Origin of the sequence: Blautia fusiformis (assembly GCF_020686995.1) — a bacterium.
Classification (GTDB): Bacteria; Bacillota; Clostridia; order Lachnospirales; family Lachnospiraceae; genus Blautia_A; species Blautia_A fusiformis.
Genome location: NZ_JAJEPT010000001.1, coordinates 146417 through 163526, shown reverse-complemented (window position 1 = coordinate 163526; position 17110 = coordinate 146417). Strand labels below are relative to the sequence as shown.

Sequence of the window (17110 nt, the reverse complement as noted above, 5' to 3'; positions counted from 1 at the left end):
GGCACCTCCTTAATCTTCTACTTTTACCAGGTGCTGCACCTGCTGAATCATTCCTCTGGTTGCAGCGTTGTCTGGCATCTCAACTGTTTTATGCATCTTTGTAAGACCCATAGCTTTTACAGTTTTTTTGTGTTTCGGTACTGCACCGATTGGAGATTTTACCAGTGTAACCTTGATTGTATCTGCCATTTCCATATCCTCCTTAACCCAGAATCTCATCTACAGATTTTCCGCGGAGCTTTGCAACCTCTTCCGGAGTCTTTAACTGGCTCAGGCCTGCGATTGTTGCCAGAACTACGTTCTGTTTATTTCTGGAACCCATACATTTTGTACGGATGTTTTTGATACCTGCAAGCTCGATTACGGCACGTGCCGGGCCACCGGCGATAACTCCAGTACCTTCCGGAGCTCTCTTCAGAAGCATCTCAGCGCTTCCGAATTTTCCGATGAAGTCATGTGTAATGGAATTGTTCTCGTCTCTTGCAACAGTAACAAGCTTCTTCATAGCGTCCTCTTTACCTTTGCGGATCGCCTCCGGAATTTCTGCTGCTTTTCCTAAACCTGCACCAACGTGTCCATTGCCGTCACCTACAACAACTAAAGCTGTGAAACGGAAGTTACGACCACCTTTAACAACCTTGGTAACACGCTTGATTGATACTACTTTATCTTCTAACTCTAACTGACTAGCATCAATAAGATTACGTTTCATGTGTTCTTTTCCTCCTCTTAGAATTTCAGTCCAGCTTCTCTTGCTGCATCTGCCAGTGCTTTAACTTTTCCGTGGTAGATATATCCACCTCTGTCGAAAACAACGCTCTCGATACCAGCCTCAACAGCTTTTTTACCGATCACTGTTCCAACTTTTGCTGCAGCCTGTACATCATCAGTGTTCTCAAGCTCTGCTTTTACGTCCTTCTGGAGAGTAGAAGCGGATACTAAAGTTTTACCAACTGTGTCATCAATAATCTGTGCATAGATGTGCTTGTTGGAACGAAATACTGCCAGACGAGGAGTAGTTGCAGTTCCGTTTAAATGATGACGTAATCTTCTATGCTTCTTTTCGCGAATTTCGCTTCTGGATGCTTTGTTAATCATATTCTCACTCTCCTTAATTATTTCTTACCGGTCTTACCGACTTTACGTCTGATAACTTCGTCAACGTACTTGATTCCCTTGCCCTTGTATGGCTCAGGTCTTCTCTTGTCTCTGATCTCAGCTGCGTACTGGCCAACTTTTTCTTTGCTGATACCAGATACGATGATCTTGTTTCCATCAACTGTGGACTCAAGACCTTCTGGATCTTCCATCTCTACCGGGTGAGAATATCCGAGGTTAAGTACAAGTTTCTTGCCCTGCTTAGCAGCTCTGTAACCAACACCGTTAACCTCAAGCTCTTTTTTGTATCCTTCGCTTACACCAACAACCATGTTGTGGATAAGGCTTCTTGTTAAGCCGTGAAGGGCTTTGATTCTCTTTAAGTCGTTCGGTCTTGTTACAACTACATGACCGTCTTCAACTTTGATCTCTAACTCTGTCGGGAGTGCTCTCTCAAGTGTTCCCTTAGGTCCTTTTACTGTTACAACGTTTCCATCTGCGACTGTAACCTCAACGCCAGCTGGAATTGCAACCGGAAGTCTTCCGATTCGTGACATAAATTTGTCCTCCTTACTTAGATTGTCGGAGAGGGCCCATGCCCTCTCTGTTTTCAGTTTAAAAGCTATATGACTGCTTCGTTAAGCGGCTTTGGCCTACCAAACGAATGCAAGTACCTCGCCACCAACCTGAAGCTTACGAGCCTCTTTGTCAGTGATAACGCCTTTGTTTGTGGAAAGGATTGCGATACCAAGTCCACCAAGAACCTTCGGAAGCTCATCCTTGCCTGCGTATACACGAAGACCTGGTTTGGAGATTCTCTTAAGTCCTGTGATGATCTTCTGGTTTTTGTCCTCACCATATTTCAGTGTGATGTGAAGAGTTTTAACAACTCCATCCTCAACCAGATCATATTTTGCGATGTATCCCTCATCTACAAGGATGTTTGCGATAGCAATTTTCATCTTGGATGCCGGTACGTCTACAGTGTCATGTTTTGCAGTATTTGCGTTACGGATTCTTGTAAGCATATCTGCGATCGGATCGCTCATTGTCATGTAAGTTTCCTCCTCTTTCTTCAGACTTTACATGTCGTGTGAATATTATTTAAATGATTAAAAAGTTGCTTTCGCCTCGACCTACCAGGAAGCTTTCTTAACACCCGGGATCTGACCTTTGTATGCCAGCTCACGGAAGCAGATTCTGCAAATTCCGTATTTTCTCAGGTATGCATGTGGACGGCCACAGATTCTGCAGCGAGTATACTCTCTTGTGGAGAATTTAGCTTTACGCTGCTGTTTAATTTTCATTGCTGTCTTAGCCATGAATCTTTTCCTCCTATTTAGCAAATGGCATGTTGAATAATGTCAGTAATTCGCGTGCCTCTTCATCTGTTTTAGCAGTTGTAACGAAGATAACGTCCATTCCTCTTACTTTATCAACCTTATCGTACTCAACCTCTGGGAAGATCAGCTGCTCTTTGATACCAAGAGCATAGTTTCCTCTGCCGTCGAATGCGTTCGGGTTAACACCACGGAAGTCACGTACACGTGGAAGAGCAAGGTTGATAAGACGATCAGCGAACTCATACATCTTCTCGCCTCTCAGAGTAACTTTACATCCGATCGGCATACCCTCTCTGATTTTGAAGTTAGCGACAGATTTTTTAGCTTTTGTAGCGATTGCTTTCTGTCCTGTAACAAGTTCCATATCTGCGATTGCAGCGTCAAGAAGTTTAGCGTTCTCTTTTGCCTCGCCAACACCCATGTTAACAACGATTTTCTCGAGTTTTGGCACTTCCATTACGTTTTTGTATCCGAATTTCTTGGTCATGGCATCCATGATCTCGTTCTTGTAAAGATCTTTTAATCTACTCACCTTTATATGCCTCCTCTCTTAATTAATCGATTGTCTTTCCTGTTGCTTTGGCAACACGAACTTTTTTGTCTCCATCCATCTTGAATCCAACTCTTGTAGCTTTTCCGTCTACAACGAGCATTACGTTGGAGATATGAAGCGGAGCTTCTTTTGTCACGATTCCACCGTTCTGATTAGCTGCGGACGGTTTAGCGTGCTTTGTAACCATGTTTACGTTCTCAACAACTACTGTGTTGTCTTTTACGTTAACTGCAAGGACCTTTCCGTCCTTACCTTTATCTTTTCCAGCGATTACCTTTACAGTATCACCTTTTTTAATTTTCATAGCTGACATTCGGCACCCTCCTATAATACTTCCGGAGCTAAGGAAACGATCTTCATGAATTTCTTCTCACGAAGCTCTCTGGCAACTGGTCCAAAGATACGTGTTCCTCTCGGAGTTAAGTCATCCTTGATAATTACGGCAGCATTTTCATCGAAACGGATGTAAGATCCGTCTTTACGACGAGCGCCTTTTTTAGTTCTAACAACTACAGCTTTAACAACGTCACCTTTTTTAACAACGCCGCCTGGTGTTGCATCTTTAACCGTAGCAACGATTGTGTCACCGATGTTTGCATATCTTCTTGTAGAGCCGCCCATAACACGAATACAAAGGATTTCTTTTGCACCAGTGTTGTCGGCAACTTTCAGTCTAGTTTCCTGCTGAATCATACTGGTTTCCTCCTTATTTAGCTTTCTCTACGATCTCAACCAGTCTCCATCTCTTGTCCTTGGACAGCGGTCTGGTCTCCATTACCTTAACGGTATCTCCGATGTTGCACTCATTGTTCTCGTCATGAGCTTTTAATTTATATGTTCTCTTCACGATTTTTTTGTAAAGAGGATGTTTTACATGGTCTTCAATTGCAACTACGATGGTCTTATCCATTTTGTCGCTGATAACCTTACCCACGCGGGTTTTTCTCAGATTTCTTTCCACGATTATGTCCTCCTGTCCTATTTGGAAGCGTTTGCCTGCTCAGTGATTACTGTCTGGATTCTGGCAATATTTTTACGAACCTCTTTGATTCGTCCTGTATTGTCTAACTGGTTTGTTGCATTCTGAAATCTCAGATTGAAAAGCTCTTTTTTAGCAGCTACTAATTCTTCATTCAGTTCTGCAACTGACTTTGCTTTTAAATCTTCCACGAACTTATTAATTTTCACTGTTATCACCGCCTTCTAAGTCTGCACGAGAAACGATTTTACATTTACATGGTAACTTGTGCATTGCAAGACGTAATGCTTCACGGGCAACCTCTTCGGACACGCCTGCAATCTCAAACATAACACGACCTGGTTTTACTACTGCTACCCAGTACTCCAGAGCGCCTTTTCCGGAACCCATTCGAGTCTCAGCTGGTTTAGCTGTTACCGGTTTATCCGGGAAAATCTTAATCCAAACTTTACCGCCACGTTTGATGTAACGGGTCATAGCAACACGGGCTGCCTCGATCTGATTAGATCTGATCCAACATGGCTCAGTAGCAACAAGACCGAAATCACCATAGTTGATAACATTGCCTCTAAGGGCTTTTCCTCTCATGGAGCCACGGAATTGTTTACGACGTTTTACTCTTTTTGGCATTAACATTATTTATCGCTCCCTTCCTTAGTTCCTTTTGTCGGAAGAATCTCACCATTGTAGATCCATGCCTTAACACCAACTTTACCGTATGTGGTGTCTGCTTCCGCAAAGCCATAGTCGATATCTGCACGAAGTGTCTGAAGCGGGATTGTTCCCTCGCTGTAGAACTCTGTACGAGCCATATCAGCTCCGCCGAGACGTCCGGATACGGAAGTCTTGATTCCCTTAGCGCCAGCCTTCATTGTTCTCTGCATTGTGGACTTCATAGCACGTCTGAAGGAAATACGATTCTCAAGCTGAAGAGCAATGTTCTCAGCAACCAGCTGTGCATCTTTGTCCGGTCTCTTAACTTCTTTGATGTCAACGATAAGCTTCTTGTCTGTGTATTTCTGAAGCTCAGCTTTAACTTTCTCGATCTCTGCGCCGCCCTTACCGATTACGATACCAGGTTTTGCTGTGTAGATGATGATCTTAACTCTGTCAGATGCTCTCTCGATCTCGATTTTGGAAACACCTGCGCTGTATAATTTCTTTTTAAGGAATGTTCTGATGTTGTAGTCTTCTACCAGGTAGTCAGCAAACTTGTCTTCTGCATACCATCTGGAATCCCAATCCTTGATAACTCCGACTCTAAGGCCATGCGGATTAACTTTCTGTCCCATGCTTTTCCTCCTTACCTTTCATCAAGCACAACTGTGATATGGCTAGTTCTCTTCTCGATTCTGTAAGCTCTACCCTGTGCTCTCGGCTGAATTCTCTTCATTGTAGGTCCCTTATCTGCATAGCATGCTGCAACATAAAGGTTGTCTGCGTTCATTCCGTTGTTGTTCTCAGCGTTTGCTACTGCTGACTCAAGCAGTTTTTTGATCACGCTGGAAGCGTATCTCGGATTGTATGTCAGGATACCAAGTGCTGTCTGTACATCTTTGCCACGGATCGCATCTAATACGTAGCAGGCTTTCTGAACAGAAATTCTTGCATAAGATAACTTTGCAGACGGCCTTGTCTCTCTATTATTCTCATTTCTGGCTCTCTTTATCTGGCTTCTATGTCCTTTTGCCATCTTAAAGTGCCTCCTTTCTTAAATTCGATATCTAAGTTATCTGCCAGCTGTCTTAAATTGACAGCGGGCAGTTATAAATCTGATGACTAGCGTACTCCGGACTTCTTCTCGTCTTTTCCGTGTCCTCTGTAAGTTCTTGTTGCAACGAACTCACCAAGTTTGTGTCCTACCATATCCTCTGTGATATATACCGGCACATGTTTTCTTCCGTCATGAACAGCGATTGTGTGTCCTACGAAAGACGGGAAGATTGTGGAACGGCGAGACCAAGTTTTGATTACGGATTTATCATTTGCAGCGTTAAGAGCGTCTACTTTTTTAAGTAAGCTCTGGTCTGCAAAAGGTCCTTTTTTCAGTGAACGAGACATGCTTTCTCCTCCTTATTATTTCGATAATGCTTTTCCATCGCGTCTTCTTACGATGTACTTGTTGGACTGTTTGTTTTTCTTTCTGGTCTTCAGGCCGAGAGCAGGTTTGCCCCACGGTGTGCAAGGACCTGGGCGTCCGATACCGGTCTTACCTTCACCACCACCATGTGGATGGTCATTCGGGTTCATTACGGAACCACGAACTGTAGGTCTGATACCCATGTTACGTTTACGTCCGGCTTTACCGATGTTAATAAGGTTGTGATCTCCGTTTCCGATTACACCAACAGTTGCGCGGCATACGATCGGAACCATTCTCATCTCACCGGAAGGAAGACGAAGTGTTGCGTACTTTCCTTCTTTAGCCATGAGCTGTGCGCCGTTTCCTGCAGAACGAACCATCTGTCCGCCTTTTCCAGGATGAAGCTCAATGTTGTGAACCATAGTACCAACCGGGATAAGCTCCAGTGGGAGGCAGTTTCCAACACGAACCTCAGCTTCCGGACCATTGTAAACCTTCTGGCCTACTTTAAGTCCCTCTGGAGCGAGGATGTAAGCTTTCTCGCCATCTGCGTAGCAGATCAGAGCGATGTTAGCTGTTCTGTTCGGATCGTACTCGATTGTTTTAACTGTTGCAGGGATTCCATCTTTTCTTCTCTTGAAGTCGATGATTCTGTATTTTCTTCTGCTTCCGCCACCCTGATGTCTTACAGTGATCTTACCCTGATTGTTACGTCCAGCGTTCTTCTTAAGGGAAGTAACGAGGGATTTCTCTGGTTTTGCAGCTGTAATCTCAGAGAAGTCGGAACCAGTCATATGTCTTCTTGACGGTGTATATGGGTTATAGCTTTTGATTCCCATGATGTTTCTCCTTTCGAATTTGTTCTCGTGCTTTCGTGCACATATTCGGACTTATCTGTTAATTAAAGTCCCTCAAAAATCTCGATATCTTTGCTCTCTTCTGTAAGAGCTACGATAGCTTTTTTAGTCTTAGCAGTTTTTCCAACTACCATTCCACGGCGTTTTTTCTTTCCATCACTGTTGATGGTGTTTACGCTCTTAACTTTTGTTCCCTCGAACATCTTCTCAACAGCCTCTTTGATCTGAGTCTTGTTAGCTTCCGGATGTACAAGGAATGTATATTTCTTCTCACCCATGTCTGCCATGGATTTCTCTGTGATAACCGGACGGATGATTACGTCATAGTACTGAATACTTGCCATTATGCGTATACCTCCTCGATAGATGCAACGGCATCCTTTGTAACAACTACGGTGTTGTGTTTCATAACATCGTATGTGTTGATTGTAGCCGGTGTTGCAGTTTCCACGTCAGCGATGTTTCTTGCAGAAAGAACTACGTTCTGATCGTTGTCAGCTGTGATTACAAGAGCTTTCTCTGCTTTCAGGTTTGTAAGAACCTTCTGCATCTCTTTTGTCTTAACCTCAGCAAGTGCAAGGCTGTCAACAACAACAAGTTTATTATCCTGAACCTTGGATGTCAGAGCGGATTTAAGAGCTGCTCTTCTTTCCTTCTTGTTCATTTTCACTTCATAATCTCTCGGAACCGGAGCGAATACAACACCGCCGCCTGTCCACTGTGGTGCACGGATGGAACCCTGTCTTGCATGACCTGTTCCTTTCTGTCTCCACGGTTTTCTTCCGCCGCCTCTTACCTCAGAACGAGTTTTCGCTTTCTGAGTTCCCTGACGGTTATTTGCAAGCTGACGAACAACTGCAAGATGAACGAGATGCTCGTTGATCTCAACGCCGAATACTGCGTCATTCAGCTCCATTGTGCCAACTTCATTGCCTTCCATATTATAAACAGTTACATTAGCCATTCTGATGCTCCTCCTTTCCTATTATAAGGACTTTACTGTCTCTTTGATTGTAACCAAAGATTTCTTAGGTCCTGGAACAGCACCCTTAACTAACAGTAAGTTATTTTCTGTATCTACACGTACGATCTCAAGATTCTGAACAGTTACCTGAACATGTCCCATGTGACCTGGCATATGTTTTCCTTTGAAAACCTTGCTCGGATCGGAGCAAGCGCCGTTGGAACCTGCATGACGATGATATTTAGAACCGTGAGCCATAGGTCCTCTGGACTGGCCATGTCTCTTGATGGCGCCCTGGAAGCCTTTACCTTTGGAAACTGCAGTAGCATCGATATGATCTCCTGCTGCAAAGATATCAGCCTTGATCTCCTGTCCAACCTCATACTCGCCGGCATTGTCAAATCTGAACTCTTTTACAAATCTCTTTACAGCTACACCAGCTTTGTCAAAGTGGCCTTTCTCCGGTTTGTTGACCAGTTTCTCTCTGATCTCGCCGAAGCCAACCTGAACTGATGTGTATCCATCGTTCTCCTCAGTTTTAACCTGAGTTACAACGCAAGGACCTGCCTGTAAAACAGTTACCGGAATTAACATTCCATCTTCATTGAAGATCTGAGTCATTCCGACTTTAGTAGCTAAAATAGCTTTCTTCATTTCTTTCTTCCTCCTTATAGCGGATTACCATTCGGTAATCATATAGTTAATGTCAAATGACATTATTAGCGGTTTTTCATCTTGATATCGATGTGAACACCAGCCGGCATTTCCAGTCTGGAAAGTGCATCTACTGTTTTCTGAGTTGGTGTCAGGATATCGATAAGTCTCTTATGTGTTCTCTGCTCAAACTGCTCTCTGGAATCTTTGTATTTATGAACAGCTCTTAAGATTGTAACAACCTCTTTCTTAGTAGGAAGCGGAACCGGTCCACTTACCATTGCTCCGTTCTTCTTTACTGTCTCGATGATTTTTGCTGCAGATGCATCAACGAGCTGATGATCATATGCCTTTAATGTGATTCTCATTACCTGATTTGCCATAAAAAAAGTCTCCTCCTATTCGTACTTATATAGCAGTACGACAAGCGGCGACTGTACACATCTCCGTGTGTGTCATGGTATATTTACACACACGTCCCATCCCAAGATGGTTATTGAACTTTGTACAGTGACTTGTCGTCAGTTTCCTAACTTGACATTCGCTCCACGGAAAACCTGCCAGTGTGGCAGCAACCTCACGCTTCATAGCTATCAATGTCACAGCAAGGATTAGTATATACGATGATTCTTCAGAATGCAAGCCTTTTTTTAATTTTTTTTGATTTTTTTTAAAAAAGAAGAAAATGGCTCATTTCTGAGCCATTTTCTTCTTATATAATAGGTATTTATTTTATTCTTCCATATCGTCCACATCACCACTGATGATATCCGAGTAATCAAACAGTGTAACCTTCGTGATGTCATCCTTAACGATATCCGGTGCATCACCGGCCTTTTTTACGCGGCTTGCAAGCTGCGCTGCGGAATAAGACGGCATCGCAAGGCTTCCAATGGTAACCGGCTCCTCTTCCTCTTCCGGAACCTCTTCGACCTTTCCGGCCGGATGCGGCTTTCTGTTTTCTTCAACCGTACGTTCTGCCATTTCCAGTCTGGAAAGCATATCTGCTTCTTCTGAAGTGGCTGCTGCAATCTCTTTCTTAAGTTCCGCATGAGCTTCACTTGCGGCAGTCTGTGCAGTCTGCTGTATGGCAGCCTTCTTTTTATTCTCCGAATAGCCTGTAACATCCTCTTCGTCAATCTCATCTACGAAACCGCCCGTACGGACCTTACGCTTATCTGCTTTTTTATTTTTGTGTTTTCGTGCCTTTTCTTCCTGAATGATCTCTTTTTCTTCTTCCTTCATTCTTCTGGCACGTGCTTTTTCTTCCTGCTTCAGTTCTTTCCTGGACTTCACATAACCCGGTTCCGGATCGTTCACATCTTCCTCAATATCATCCGGCTCTTTCTTCCAGAGTTCTGCGATCACATACAGGATGATCAGGAACAATACGACCAGACCAAGAATGATCAGGCCTTCAATACTTTCTGTAGCCACCATAAGATATCCCACATAGCCAATGGTAACTACAACTTTTGGAACATAATCTCCAACCTTAATGGTAAAAGTCTTTCCTCCGGAAACGGACTGATCTGTTACTGTTCCGGTTCCCTTGGAGGCATCGAGATTGGTGATCGTATATTTATATGTCTCGGAATCTTTCTGTACAAGGATCGGAGTACCTGCGCTGATCGCAGAACTCTTCTCCGGGATCGCATATGTAACAGATCCGACTGGGAGGTTCGTTGCCTTATCGGATTTATCCACGATCACTGTTCTCACCCCGAAGAACGGCGGAAGAACAAGTCCCAGTACACAGATCAGTGTGCATATCACAACAAAATGTACGATAAATTTCAATACTTTTGACATAGGTAATCTTCCTCTTTCATATTTGTAGGTACTTTGAAGCGGAAAGGGATACAGCGGGAATCGGTCTTCCTTTCCGTCTGTATCCCTTTATATTCCACATCCGCAGGAATCTACCATTTTCCGCGGACTGCTCTGTTCCAACTGATTACTGGTTGCTTAAATACTGTTCAATGCTCTCCATCGCTGCATTCTCATCATCACCGTTGGCAGACAGTGTAATCTCTTCTCCAGCGTCAAGTCCCAGAGTCATCATTCCCATAATGCTCTTTGCATTGACTCTTTTTTTGCCAATCTCAACATAAATTTCACTGTTAAACTGGCTTGCCACCTGAACAAGCTGTGCTACAGGTCTTGCCTCCAGTCCAGTGGATAAGTTGATAGTGATTGGTTTTTTAATCATAATAGCTCCTCCTTGTTCTCCCGCAGCTCATCTGCGATCTCACTCAGCTTGCGAAGCCGGTGATTCACACCTGATTTGCCCACCTGCGGATTCAACATCATACCTAATTCTTTCAGTGTGGCATCCGGATACTGCAGTCTCAGCCTGGCTATCTGTGCCAATCCATCACTTAAGCTCTCAAAGCCGATAGTTCTGCTGATCAGCTGTATATCTTCCACCTGTCTCACTGCCGCATTTACCGTTTTATTGATATTCGCAGCCTCACAGTTCACCTTACGGTTTACCGTGTTACGCATTTCCTTAAGTATCCGGATGTTCTCCAGATCCATAAGGGCTACGTTCGCCTCCATGACTGCCAGCATGTCAACGATCTGCGCGCCTTCCTTCACATAGACCACATATGATTTCTTGCGCACCACAATTTTAGCTTCTACGTGAAAACTGCGGATAATCCCCTGTAATTGTTCTGCTTTCCTGCTGTCCGGACACACGATCTCAAAATGATACCCTTTCTCTGGATCACTGATCGAACCGGACGACAAAAAAGTACCGCGAATAAATGCCCGCTTGCAACAGTTCATCTGAACCACAAGCGAATTATCCATTTCAAGTAAACCGGTTTCGTTATCCACAGAAAGCTTTGTCCCCTGCAGTACTTCCTCTGTTCTGGCAGGATCCGTAACCTCAACAAGATATACCTTACCCCGTTTGAGATGAGCCCCTTCCCGGATAACAATCGCTGTCTCTATATTAAAGGTTTTTCGCAATAATGTAAAGCTTTTTCTTGCAACTGCTTCATTTTCTGTCTGGATCCATAGTTTTCTGTTTCCATCCGACATTTTTTCCACACGGCCGCAGCCGCAGAGCAGTGCCGCCAGTTCTGCCACCTGACAGTGCCTGGCCAGACTAAGCTGTCCTGAAAGTTCTTCTTTGACTTTTCCTGAAAATGACATCCCGAACCCTCTTTTACTGTTTCCCTGCCACCCTTTTCATCGCGGCAGTTATTTTTTCAGAAGTCTGTCCTTCTCCGCATCCCTGTGCTCCAGGCGGATGCCGTATTCATCCGATTTGGAAAGCCTGGAAAAAAGTTCTCTGGCAATAGTAACAGAACGATGTTTTCCCCCTGTACATCCGATACCGATCACAAGGCTTGTTTTCCCTTCTTTAATGTAGTTAGGGATCAGAAAACGGATCATATCCTCCAGTTTGTCCGCGAAGGCTTTCGCCGTATCACTGGCCATCACATAATTGAACACTTCATCGTCAAGGCCTGTCAGAGGACGCAGTTCATCCACATAATAGGGATTGGGAAGAAATCGCACATCAAACACAAGATCTGCATCTGCCGGGATTCCATACTTAAAGCCGAAGGAAAGCACAGAGATCATGATATTGCTGAACTCTCTGTCATCCACAAAGATCTTTTCGATTTCCTGGCGAAGCTCCCTGGTAAGCAGATGGCTGGTATCAATGATATAATCCGCACGTTTCCGGAGAAATTTTGTTTTCTCACGTTCCAGGCGGATTCCCTCATCCACTCTCCCTGCTCTTGCCAGCGGGTGGCTTCTTCTGGATTCTTTATAGCGTTTTACAAGGACCGAATCCTCTGCATCCATAAACAGGATCTCGTAATCATACCCGGTCTGCTTCATACGGTCCAGAACTACTTCCAGTTCATCAAGGGCACTTCCGCTTCTGGCATCGATCCCAAGAGCCACATTTCTAACATTTTCGCTCTGCATCTCAGGAAGAAGGGAAGCAAATTTTTCCAGAAGCTGGATTGGAAGATTATCCACGCAGAAATATCCCATATCCTCCAACATTTTAAGTGCAGCTGTTTTTCCTGCTCCTGACACACCTGTAACGATCACAAAACGCATAGTCTCTCTTCCTTTCCATTTCTTCTTCCGTTATCTGTAAAGCGTACATACGCATTCCTGTTCCCTCTGTTTCATATCCTGGGTATCTGAAAGCCGGGCTACGCTGAGGCTTTTAGGTCTGTGCGATCGGATCCACAGACAAGTAAGTGGTATAATTATTTTGAAAACGATGTACCAGAAATGGTCATCAGGCTTCAAAATCACCCAGGAACTTCACCTCCGGTTCCAGCGTAACTCCATATTTCTTATAAACGATATCCCTGACATTATCCATCAGCGTGCGGACATCCCTGGCAGTTGCACCGCCTGCATTGATCACAAAGCCACAGTGTTTCTCAGAAACCTGTGCACCACCTACCTGATATCCAGCAAGACCGCTGTCCATGATCAGCTTACCTGCAAAATATCCCTCCGGTCTCTTAAAGGTACTTCCAGCACTGGGATACTCCAACGGCTGTTTGGTGGTACGACGGATCGTCAGATCTTTCATGGTCTCACGGATCACTTCCGGATTTCCCTCCTTCAGCTGCAGCTTTGCTTCCAGCACGATATAACCTGCGGTTTTGATGATGCTGGTACGATATCCCAGTTCCAGTTTATCTGCCGGAAGGGTAACGATCTCTCCCTCCTCATCCATCACAGTTACCTCTGTGAGAACATCCTTCATCTCGCCGCCATAGGCACCTGCATTCATCACAACCGCACCGCCCATAGTTCCCGGGATCCCGCCTGCAAACTCAAAGCCTGTAAGAGCTGCATTTTTTGCTGCTGCTGCCACCGATGAAAGCAGCGCACCTGCCTGTACGGTGATCTCTGTTCCTTCTACGGTAACGGCAGACATATTTTTGTAGATCTGGATAACCGCACCACGGTAACCGCCGTCTCCTACTAGAAGATTACTTCCATTTCCGAGGATAAAATAAGGGATCGCACTTTCTTTACAGATTTTTACGATACGCCCCACATCTGTGTCTTTATCCGGCATCAGAAAATAATCCGCCGGACCTCCGATCTTAAAAGTTGTATGACGGCTCATTGCTTCGCCTGTAAAAACACGTTCTTCTCCAAGAAGATCGCAGAACTTTTTTATGATTTCTGAATTCACTTTTTATTTCCTCAGTCTTTCTGTTTTATTTCTGTAAAGCAGACATTACTGTTCCGCCTTGACTCATGCTCATGAACTGGATCTGTCCGTGATCTGCGCTCAATTTCTCATTTGCTGTCAGCTGTGTGAAGCGTTTCCGGCTGACAGTATATCCCGCACAACTTCTCCCGCCAGCAGATATCCCGCAGTCCCTGTCACAAAGGAAATATTTCCTTCGGCAGGCTTCTTCACCATAGTTCTTCTCCGTCTGAAAAGCTTTTCTTTTGCCGGTTGTTCTCTGGAATACAGTACTTTGAGTTTACGTATTCCCTGTTTACGTAGTTCTTTTTTTATGATCCTGGCCGCCGGGCATACTGTGGTCCTGCTGATATCCGCAACCTCAAGTCTAGACGGGTCTATCTTGTCCCCGATGTCCAGGCAGGAGATCACAGGCACACGTCCCTCCCTTGCTCTGCTGATCAGAAGCAGTTTTGACGACAGTGTTCCCATTGTATCCACAATATAATCAAAGGAACGTAATTCAAACATTCCCGCAGTCTCCTCATTATAAAAGGTTTCGTAGGTATGCACCAAAATATTCTCATCAATATCCCGGATTCTCTTCTTGGCCGCCTCTACCTTGCTCATTCCCAGAGTAGAATGAAGTGCCAGCACCTGGCTTCCGATATTCGTCAATGTGATCTTTTCATGATCGATCAGTGTCAGACTCCCCACACCGCAGCGCGCAAGTGACTCTGCCACCTGTGATCCGGCTCCGCCAAGACCGAATACTGCAATTTTCGCCCTGCTGAGTTTTTTTACACCTGTATTTCCAACGAGCAATTCCATACGTGAAAAAGCATCCTGCATATCCGTCCTCCTGACACTGTTTTTTCTTTTGATTGAGAAAGACAGCGCCTGTCCGCCGCTGTCTATATTCTTTTTTATTATACTATCTCTGTCCGTAAATGTACAGATATTCTTGTTTTTTAAGATTTTCGCATAAAAAATTTATATTTTCTCATACTATTCCCATACAATCCCACAAGGAGGTTCTGTCCATGCTTCAACAGCTGATTCTGTGCTTTATCGGTTTCTGTGCCGGGATCATCGTTGCAGGAGGTGTCTCCGGACTGCTGATCGGCCTTTCCATTGTTCCCCGCTATGCAGGTATCACGCATACAGCTGACCAGATTTTTCTTTATGAAGATCTGACACTTCTGGGAACAGTTGCCGGAACCGTCGTCACCCTGTTTCCGATCAGAATTCCGCTGGGACCTTTTTTCCTGGCTGTCTGCGGAGTATTTTTCGGAATTTTCCTGGGCGGCTGGATCCTTGCACTGGCAGAGATCGCAAAAGTCTTTCCCGTCTTTGCCAGACGGCTGAAGCTCTCTCAGGGGCTTTCTCCGGTAATAATTTCCATTGCTGCCGGAAAAGCCCTGGGCTCCCTGTTTTATTATGCCATGAGCTGGATGTAATTCTTACTGTCACTCTACCATCTCACGAAAGGATTTTCCATATGCAAAATATCAACAAAAAAAAATATGAACAATATGTCAAACAACTTACTCCCACCCACAGTCTGCCGCTGAATATGGCAAAAGCTTTTCTCACAGGCGGACTGATCTGTCTTCTTGGACAGGTTATCTTAAACACAGCACAGGCTCTCGGCGCAGATGCTTCCGATTCCAGAACCTGGTGTTCTGTCCTTCTCATTCTCTTAAGCGTCCTTCTCACAGGCTTTGGTATTTATCCCAAGATCGGCAAATTCGGCGGTGCAGGAAGTCTTGTTCCCATTACCGGATTCGCCAACTCAGTGGCTGCATCCGCCATTGAGTTCCGGGCAGAAGGACAGGTTTTCGGCATAGGGTGCAAGATCTTTACTATTGCAGGTCCTGTGATCCTCTACGGCATCTTAAGCGCCTGGGGACTGGGTGTGATCTATTATATCCTAAAGATCCTGGAGGTGATATCATGAGCAAAAATCTCAGACTTGGCGCAGCCAGCATTGCATTTTCACAGCCTTTGTATATCGAAAGCGCCGCATCCATCGTCAGTCAGAAAGAGGCGGACGGTCCTCTTGGAGATCTTTTTGACCTGGTCTGTGAAGATCCCATGTTTGGCTGTGAAACCTGGGAATCTGCGGAAAGCACACTGCAGAAAGAAACTGCCACTCAGGCCATAAGCAAAGCCGGACTGAGCTCCGAAGATATCCATCTGATGTTCGCCGGAGATCTTCTCGCTCAGACATCAGCCACCTGTTTCGGCTCCGCTGGACTTGGAATTCCCTTTTACGGTCTTTACGGCGCCTGCTCCACCATAGGGGAAGCACTTTCTCTCGGTTCCCTTGCTCTGACCGCCGGATTCGGCACACGGGTCTTATGTGCCACCTCCAGCCATTTCGCAAGTGCGGAAAAAGAATTTCGTTTTCCTCTGGGATACGGAAACCAGCGGCCGTTTTCTGCCACCTGGACAGTAACCGGAAGCGGTGCCTGTATCCTAAGTACATCTCCTCCCGGAGAAAAAGCTCCTCTGCGCTCCGGCAAAGGCTGTGCTGCTATCACCGGCCTTACTGCCGGCCGTGTGATGGATTATGGTCTCAGGGATTCCATGAACATGGGAGGCTGTATGGCTCCTGCAGCCTGCGATACCATTGCACGAAGCTTTTCGGATTTCGGGCGGACGCCTTCGGATTATGATGCCGTCTTTACCGGGGATCTGGGAATCATCGGGCAGAAAATTCTCCTGGATCTTCTGGAGGAACAAAATATCCGGCTTTCTCCCATTCATAAAGACTGCGGTATCCTGATCTATGACAATCCTTCTCAGGACACCCACGCAGGAGGAAGCGGCTGCGGCTGTTCTGCTGTAGTCCTTGCCTCCTATATCCTTCCGAAGATTGTATCCGGAGAATGGAAGCGGATCCTTTTTGTACCAACAGGAGCGCTTCTTTCCAAAGTAAGCTTTAATGAAGGTGACAGTATTCCGGGTATTGCCCACGGAGTTGTCATCGAGCATATGGAGGTATGAGCATGGATTACTTTAACGCATTCTGGTTCGGCGGCCTTGTCTGTGCCCTGATCCAGATCCTTCTGGACAAGACAAAGCTGATGCCTGGCCGTGTGATGGTACTTCTGGTATGTAGCGGCGCCCTGTTAAGTGCCGTTGGCATCTACCGGCCGCTGGTGGATTTTGCAGGTGCCGGGGCCTCCGTCCCGCTGATCGGTTTCGGACATGTATTATGGGAGGGTATGAAAAAAGCCATTGAAGAAGACGGCATCCTTGGGCTTTTTACAGGAGGCTTCACTGCCTGTGCTGCCGGAGTTTCCTCCGCCCTGATCTTCTCTTATCTGGCCAGTCTCTTCTTCCGTCCCAAAATGAAAAAATAATATTCCGGGAAAGG

At 45.3% G+C, this 17110-nt stretch carries 30 protein-coding genes; 4 read left to right on the top strand and 26 right to left on the bottom strand.

The annotated features are described in order from the left end of the window. Positions 1 to 9 precede the first annotated feature (9 nt). From rpmD to LKD46_RS00740, 26 genes are all read right to left on the bottom strand, one after another. On the bottom strand, positions 10 to 189 hold the full coding sequence (rpmD, locus tag LKD46_RS00865) for a 50S ribosomal protein L30 (protein WP_015526932.1): 180 nt from the start codon (positions 187 to 189) through the stop codon (positions 10 to 12). A 13-nt stretch (positions 190 to 202) separates the two neighbouring features. Then, a complete protein-coding gene (gene rpsE, locus LKD46_RS00860; protein ID WP_015526931.1) occupies positions 203 to 712 on the bottom strand; it encodes a 30S ribosomal protein S5 in 510 nt (169 codons plus the stop codon). Positions 713 to 729: 17 nt separating this feature from the next. Next, positions 730 to 1098, bottom strand: a complete 369-nt coding sequence (rplR, locus tag LKD46_RS00855) for a 50S ribosomal protein L18 (RefSeq protein WP_015526930.1) — start codon at positions 1096 to 1098, stop codon at positions 730 to 732. A gap of 17 nt (positions 1099 to 1115) precedes the next feature. Beyond that, entirely contained in the window at positions 1116 to 1655 is a 540-nt protein-coding gene (gene rplF, locus LKD46_RS00850; RefSeq protein ID WP_015526929.1) for a 50S ribosomal protein L6, read from the bottom strand. A gap of 96 nt (positions 1656 to 1751) precedes the next feature. After that, positions 1752 to 2153, bottom strand: a complete 402-nt coding sequence (rpsH, locus tag LKD46_RS00845; protein ID WP_015526928.1) for a 30S ribosomal protein S8 — start codon at positions 2151 to 2153, stop codon at positions 1752 to 1754. An 81-nt stretch (positions 2154 to 2234) separates the two neighbouring features. Continuing rightward, entirely contained in the window at positions 2235 to 2420 is a 186-nt protein-coding gene (locus LKD46_RS00840; RefSeq protein ID WP_015526927.1) for a type Z 30S ribosomal protein S14, read from the bottom strand. Between the two features lie 13 nt (positions 2421 to 2433). Then, the gene (gene rplE, locus LKD46_RS00835; protein WP_021650765.1) at positions 2434 to 2973 is read right to left on the bottom strand and encodes a 50S ribosomal protein L5; all 540 of its coding nucleotides are present in this window, start codon (positions 2971 to 2973) and stop codon (positions 2434 to 2436) included. Positions 2974 to 2995: 22 nt separating this feature from the next. Beyond that, a complete protein-coding gene (gene rplX / locus LKD46_RS00830) occupies positions 2996 to 3307 on the bottom strand; it encodes a 50S ribosomal protein L24 (RefSeq protein WP_021650764.1) in 312 nt (103 codons plus the stop codon). Positions 3308 to 3318: 11 nt separating this feature from the next. Further along, complete coding sequence (gene rplN, locus LKD46_RS00825) at positions 3319 to 3687, bottom strand: 50S ribosomal protein L14 (protein WP_019162495.1); 369 nt, start codon at positions 3685 to 3687, stop codon at positions 3319 to 3321. 13 nt (positions 3688 to 3700) lie between these two features. Beyond that, complete coding sequence (rpsQ, locus tag LKD46_RS00820) at positions 3701 to 3955, bottom strand: 30S ribosomal protein S17 (protein WP_021650763.1); 255 nt, start codon at positions 3953 to 3955, stop codon at positions 3701 to 3703. A 17-nt stretch (positions 3956 to 3972) separates the two neighbouring features. Continuing rightward, positions 3973 to 4182 carry a 50S ribosomal protein L29 gene (rpmC, locus tag LKD46_RS00815; protein WP_021650762.1) on the bottom strand — a complete coding sequence of 70 codons (210 nt, stop codon included), beginning with the start codon at positions 4180 to 4182 and terminating at the stop codon, positions 3973 to 3975. Beyond that, positions 4172 to 4609 (bottom strand): 50S ribosomal protein L16, encoded by a 438-nt coding sequence (gene rplP / locus LKD46_RS00810; protein ID WP_015526924.1) that lies wholly within the window; start codon positions 4607 to 4609, stop codon positions 4172 to 4174. Before rplP ends, rpmC begins: the two co-directional genes overlap by 11 nt. Beyond that, a complete protein-coding gene (gene rpsC, locus LKD46_RS00805) occupies positions 4609 to 5265 on the bottom strand; it encodes a 30S ribosomal protein S3 (RefSeq protein ID WP_015526923.1) in 657 nt (218 codons plus the stop codon). Before rpsC ends, rplP begins: the two co-directional genes overlap by 1 nt. A gap of 11 nt (positions 5266 to 5276) precedes the next feature. Then, positions 5277 to 5666 (bottom strand): 50S ribosomal protein L22, encoded by a 390-nt coding sequence (gene rplV / locus LKD46_RS00800; RefSeq protein ID WP_015526922.1) that lies wholly within the window; start codon positions 5664 to 5666, stop codon positions 5277 to 5279. A gap of 86 nt (positions 5667 to 5752) precedes the next feature. Beyond that, positions 5753 to 6034, bottom strand: a complete 282-nt coding sequence (gene rpsS, locus LKD46_RS00795; RefSeq protein ID WP_015526921.1) for a 30S ribosomal protein S19 — start codon at positions 6032 to 6034, stop codon at positions 5753 to 5755. Positions 6035 to 6049: 15 nt separating this feature from the next. After that, positions 6050 to 6895 carry a 50S ribosomal protein L2 gene (rplB, locus tag LKD46_RS00790; protein WP_015526920.1) on the bottom strand — a complete coding sequence of 282 codons (846 nt, stop codon included), beginning with the start codon at positions 6893 to 6895 and terminating at the stop codon, positions 6050 to 6052. Between the two features lie 62 nt (positions 6896 to 6957). Next, a complete protein-coding gene (gene rplW, locus LKD46_RS00785) occupies positions 6958 to 7257 on the bottom strand; it encodes a 50S ribosomal protein L23 (protein ID WP_015526919.1) in 300 nt (99 codons plus the stop codon). Next, the gene (rplD, locus tag LKD46_RS00780; RefSeq protein WP_015526918.1) at positions 7257 to 7877 is read right to left on the bottom strand and encodes a 50S ribosomal protein L4; all 621 of its coding nucleotides are present in this window, start codon (positions 7875 to 7877) and stop codon (positions 7257 to 7259) included. Before rplD ends, rplW begins: the two co-directional genes overlap by 1 nt. Before the next feature lie 21 nt (positions 7878 to 7898). Further along, positions 7899 to 8531, bottom strand: a complete 633-nt coding sequence (rplC, locus tag LKD46_RS00775; RefSeq protein ID WP_015526917.1) for a 50S ribosomal protein L3 — start codon at positions 8529 to 8531, stop codon at positions 7899 to 7901. Between the two features lie 65 nt (positions 8532 to 8596). After that, complete coding sequence (rpsJ, locus tag LKD46_RS00770) at positions 8597 to 8914, bottom strand: 30S ribosomal protein S10 (protein ID WP_015526916.1); 318 nt, start codon at positions 8912 to 8914, stop codon at positions 8597 to 8599. Between the two features lie 349 nt (positions 8915 to 9263). Next, positions 9264 to 10343 carry a hypothetical protein gene (locus LKD46_RS00765; protein WP_022427085.1) on the bottom strand — a complete coding sequence of 360 codons (1080 nt, stop codon included), beginning with the start codon at positions 10341 to 10343 and terminating at the stop codon, positions 9264 to 9266. A 145-nt stretch (positions 10344 to 10488) separates the two neighbouring features. Continuing rightward, positions 10489 to 10743, bottom strand: coding sequence for an HPr family phosphocarrier protein (locus LKD46_RS00760; protein WP_015526913.1), 255 nt, complete (start codon positions 10741 to 10743; stop codon positions 10489 to 10491). Then, positions 10740 to 11696 (bottom strand): DNA-binding protein WhiA, encoded by a 957-nt coding sequence (gene whiA, locus LKD46_RS00755; protein WP_110103642.1) that lies wholly within the window; start codon positions 11694 to 11696, stop codon positions 10740 to 10742. The genes LKD46_RS00760 and whiA overlap by 4 nt, the downstream gene beginning before the upstream one ends. Positions 11697 to 11744: 48 nt before the next feature. Next, on the bottom strand, positions 11745 to 12623 hold the full coding sequence (gene rapZ / locus LKD46_RS00750) for an RNase adapter RapZ (protein ID WP_015526911.1): 879 nt from the start codon (positions 12621 to 12623) through the stop codon (positions 11745 to 11747). Between the two features lie 187 nt (positions 12624 to 12810). Continuing rightward, on the bottom strand, positions 12811 to 13728 hold the full coding sequence (murB, locus tag LKD46_RS00745; RefSeq protein ID WP_021650759.1) for a UDP-N-acetylmuramate dehydrogenase: 918 nt from the start codon (positions 13726 to 13728) through the stop codon (positions 12811 to 12813). A gap of 117 nt (positions 13729 to 13845) precedes the next feature. After that, positions 13846 to 14577 (bottom strand): tRNA threonylcarbamoyladenosine dehydratase, encoded by a 732-nt coding sequence (locus LKD46_RS00740; protein WP_110103643.1) that lies wholly within the window; start codon positions 14575 to 14577, stop codon positions 13846 to 13848. Positions 14578 to 14768: 191 nt separating this feature from the next. Between LKD46_RS00740 and LKD46_RS00735 the strand changes: the two genes are divergently transcribed. From LKD46_RS00735 to LKD46_RS00720, 4 genes are read left to right on the top strand one after another with little or no spacing between them, the layout of a single operon-like run. Beyond that, positions 14769 to 15185: a stage V sporulation protein AB gene (locus tag LKD46_RS00735; RefSeq protein WP_015526908.1), complete on the top strand. Its 417-nt coding sequence runs from the start codon at positions 14769 to 14771 to the stop codon at positions 15183 to 15185. Positions 15186 to 15226: 41 nt separating this feature from the next. Next, positions 15227 to 15685, top strand: coding sequence for a SpoVA/SpoVAEb family sporulation membrane protein (locus LKD46_RS00730; RefSeq protein ID WP_118368442.1), 459 nt, complete (start codon positions 15227 to 15229; stop codon positions 15683 to 15685). After that, positions 15682 to 16737: a stage V sporulation protein AD gene (locus LKD46_RS00725; protein WP_118368441.1), complete on the top strand. Its 1056-nt coding sequence runs from the start codon at positions 15682 to 15684 to the stop codon at positions 16735 to 16737. The genes LKD46_RS00730 and LKD46_RS00725 overlap by 4 nt, the downstream gene beginning before the upstream one ends. Before the next feature lie 2 nt (positions 16738 to 16739). After that, positions 16740 to 17096 (top strand): SpoVA/SpoVAEb family sporulation membrane protein, encoded by a 357-nt coding sequence (locus tag LKD46_RS00720; protein ID WP_044961024.1) that lies wholly within the window; start codon positions 16740 to 16742, stop codon positions 17094 to 17096. The last annotated feature ends 14 nt before the right edge of the window (positions 17097 to 17110 follow it).

What these genes read in the sequence shown, in the direction of transcription:
- rplR (WP_015526930.1), bottom strand. Translation starts at nt 1,098, where the DNA reads ATGATTAACAAAGCATCCAGAAGCGAAATTCGCGAAAAGAAGCATAGA.
- whiA (WP_110103642.1), bottom strand. Translation starts at nt 11,696, where the DNA reads ATGTCATTTTCAGGAAAAGTCAAAGAAGAACTTTCAGGACAGCTTAGT.
- rpsE (WP_015526931.1), bottom strand. Translation starts at nt 712, where the DNA reads ATGAAACGTAATCTTATTGATGCTAGTCAGTTAGAGTTAGAAGATAAA.
- rapZ (WP_015526911.1), bottom strand. Translation starts at nt 12,623, where the DNA reads ATGCGTTTTGTGATCGTTACAGGTGTGTCAGGAGCAGGAAAAACAGCT.
- LKD46_RS00735 (WP_015526908.1), top strand. Translation starts at nt 14,769, where the DNA reads ATGCTTCAACAGCTGATTCTGTGCTTTATCGGTTTCTGTGCCGGGATC.
- rplP (WP_015526924.1), bottom strand. Translation starts at nt 4,609, where the DNA reads ATGTTAATGCCAAAAAGAGTAAAACGTCGTAAACAATTCCGTGGCTCC.
- LKD46_RS00730 (WP_118368442.1), top strand. Translation starts at nt 15,227, where the DNA reads ATGCAAAATATCAACAAAAAAAAATATGAACAATATGTCAAACAACTT.
- rpsC (WP_015526923.1), bottom strand. Translation starts at nt 5,265, where the DNA reads ATGGGACAGAAAGTTAATCCGCATGGCCTTAGAGTCGGAGTTATCAAG.
- LKD46_RS00840 (WP_015526927.1), bottom strand. Translation starts at nt 2,420, where the DNA reads ATGGCTAAGACAGCAATGAAAATTAAACAGCAGCGTAAAGCTAAATTC.
- rpsS (WP_015526921.1), bottom strand. Translation starts at nt 6,034, where the DNA reads ATGTCTCGTTCACTGAAAAAAGGACCTTTTGCAGACCAGAGCTTACTT.
- rplW (WP_015526919.1), bottom strand. Translation starts at nt 7,257, where the DNA reads ATGGCAAGTATTCAGTACTATGACGTAATCATCCGTCCGGTTATCACA.
- rplN (WP_019162495.1), bottom strand. Translation starts at nt 3,687, where the DNA reads ATGATTCAGCAGGAAACTAGACTGAAAGTTGCCGACAACACTGGTGCA.
- LKD46_RS00740 (WP_110103643.1), bottom strand. Translation starts at nt 14,577, where the DNA reads ATGCAGGATGCTTTTTCACGTATGGAATTGCTCGTTGGAAATACAGGT.
- rplD (WP_015526918.1), bottom strand. Translation starts at nt 7,877, where the DNA reads ATGGCTAATGTAACTGTTTATAATATGGAAGGCAATGAAGTTGGCACA.
- rpmD (WP_015526932.1), bottom strand. Translation starts at nt 189, where the DNA reads ATGGCAGATACAATCAAGGTTACACTGGTAAAATCTCCAATCGGTGCA.
- rplF (WP_015526929.1), bottom strand. Translation starts at nt 1,655, where the DNA reads ATGTCACGAATCGGAAGACTTCCGGTTGCAATTCCAGCTGGCGTTGAG.
- rplB (WP_015526920.1), bottom strand. Translation starts at nt 6,895, where the DNA reads ATGGGAATCAAAAGCTATAACCCATATACACCGTCAAGAAGACATATG.
- LKD46_RS00765 (WP_022427085.1), bottom strand. Translation starts at nt 10,343, where the DNA reads ATGTCAAAAGTATTGAAATTTATCGTACATTTTGTTGTGATATGCACA.
- rplV (WP_015526922.1), bottom strand. Translation starts at nt 5,666, where the DNA reads ATGGCAAAAGGACATAGAAGCCAGATAAAGAGAGCCAGAAATGAGAAT.
- LKD46_RS00720 (WP_044961024.1), top strand. Translation starts at nt 16,740, where the DNA reads ATGGATTACTTTAACGCATTCTGGTTCGGCGGCCTTGTCTGTGCCCTG.
- LKD46_RS00725 (WP_118368441.1), top strand. Translation starts at nt 15,682, where the DNA reads ATGAGCAAAAATCTCAGACTTGGCGCAGCCAGCATTGCATTTTCACAG.
- rplC (WP_015526917.1), bottom strand. Translation starts at nt 8,531, where the DNA reads ATGAAGAAAGCTATTTTAGCTACTAAAGTCGGAATGACTCAGATCTTC.
- rpsH (WP_015526928.1), bottom strand. Translation starts at nt 2,153, where the DNA reads ATGACAATGAGCGATCCGATCGCAGATATGCTTACAAGAATCCGTAAC.
- LKD46_RS00760 (WP_015526913.1), bottom strand. Translation starts at nt 10,743, where the DNA reads ATGATTAAAAAACCAATCACTATCAACTTATCCACTGGACTGGAGGCA.
- rpsJ (WP_015526916.1), bottom strand. Translation starts at nt 8,914, where the DNA reads ATGGCAAATCAGGTAATGAGAATCACATTAAAGGCATATGATCATCAG.
- rplX (WP_021650764.1), bottom strand. Translation starts at nt 3,307, where the DNA reads ATGTCAGCTATGAAAATTAAAAAAGGTGATACTGTAAAGGTAATCGCT.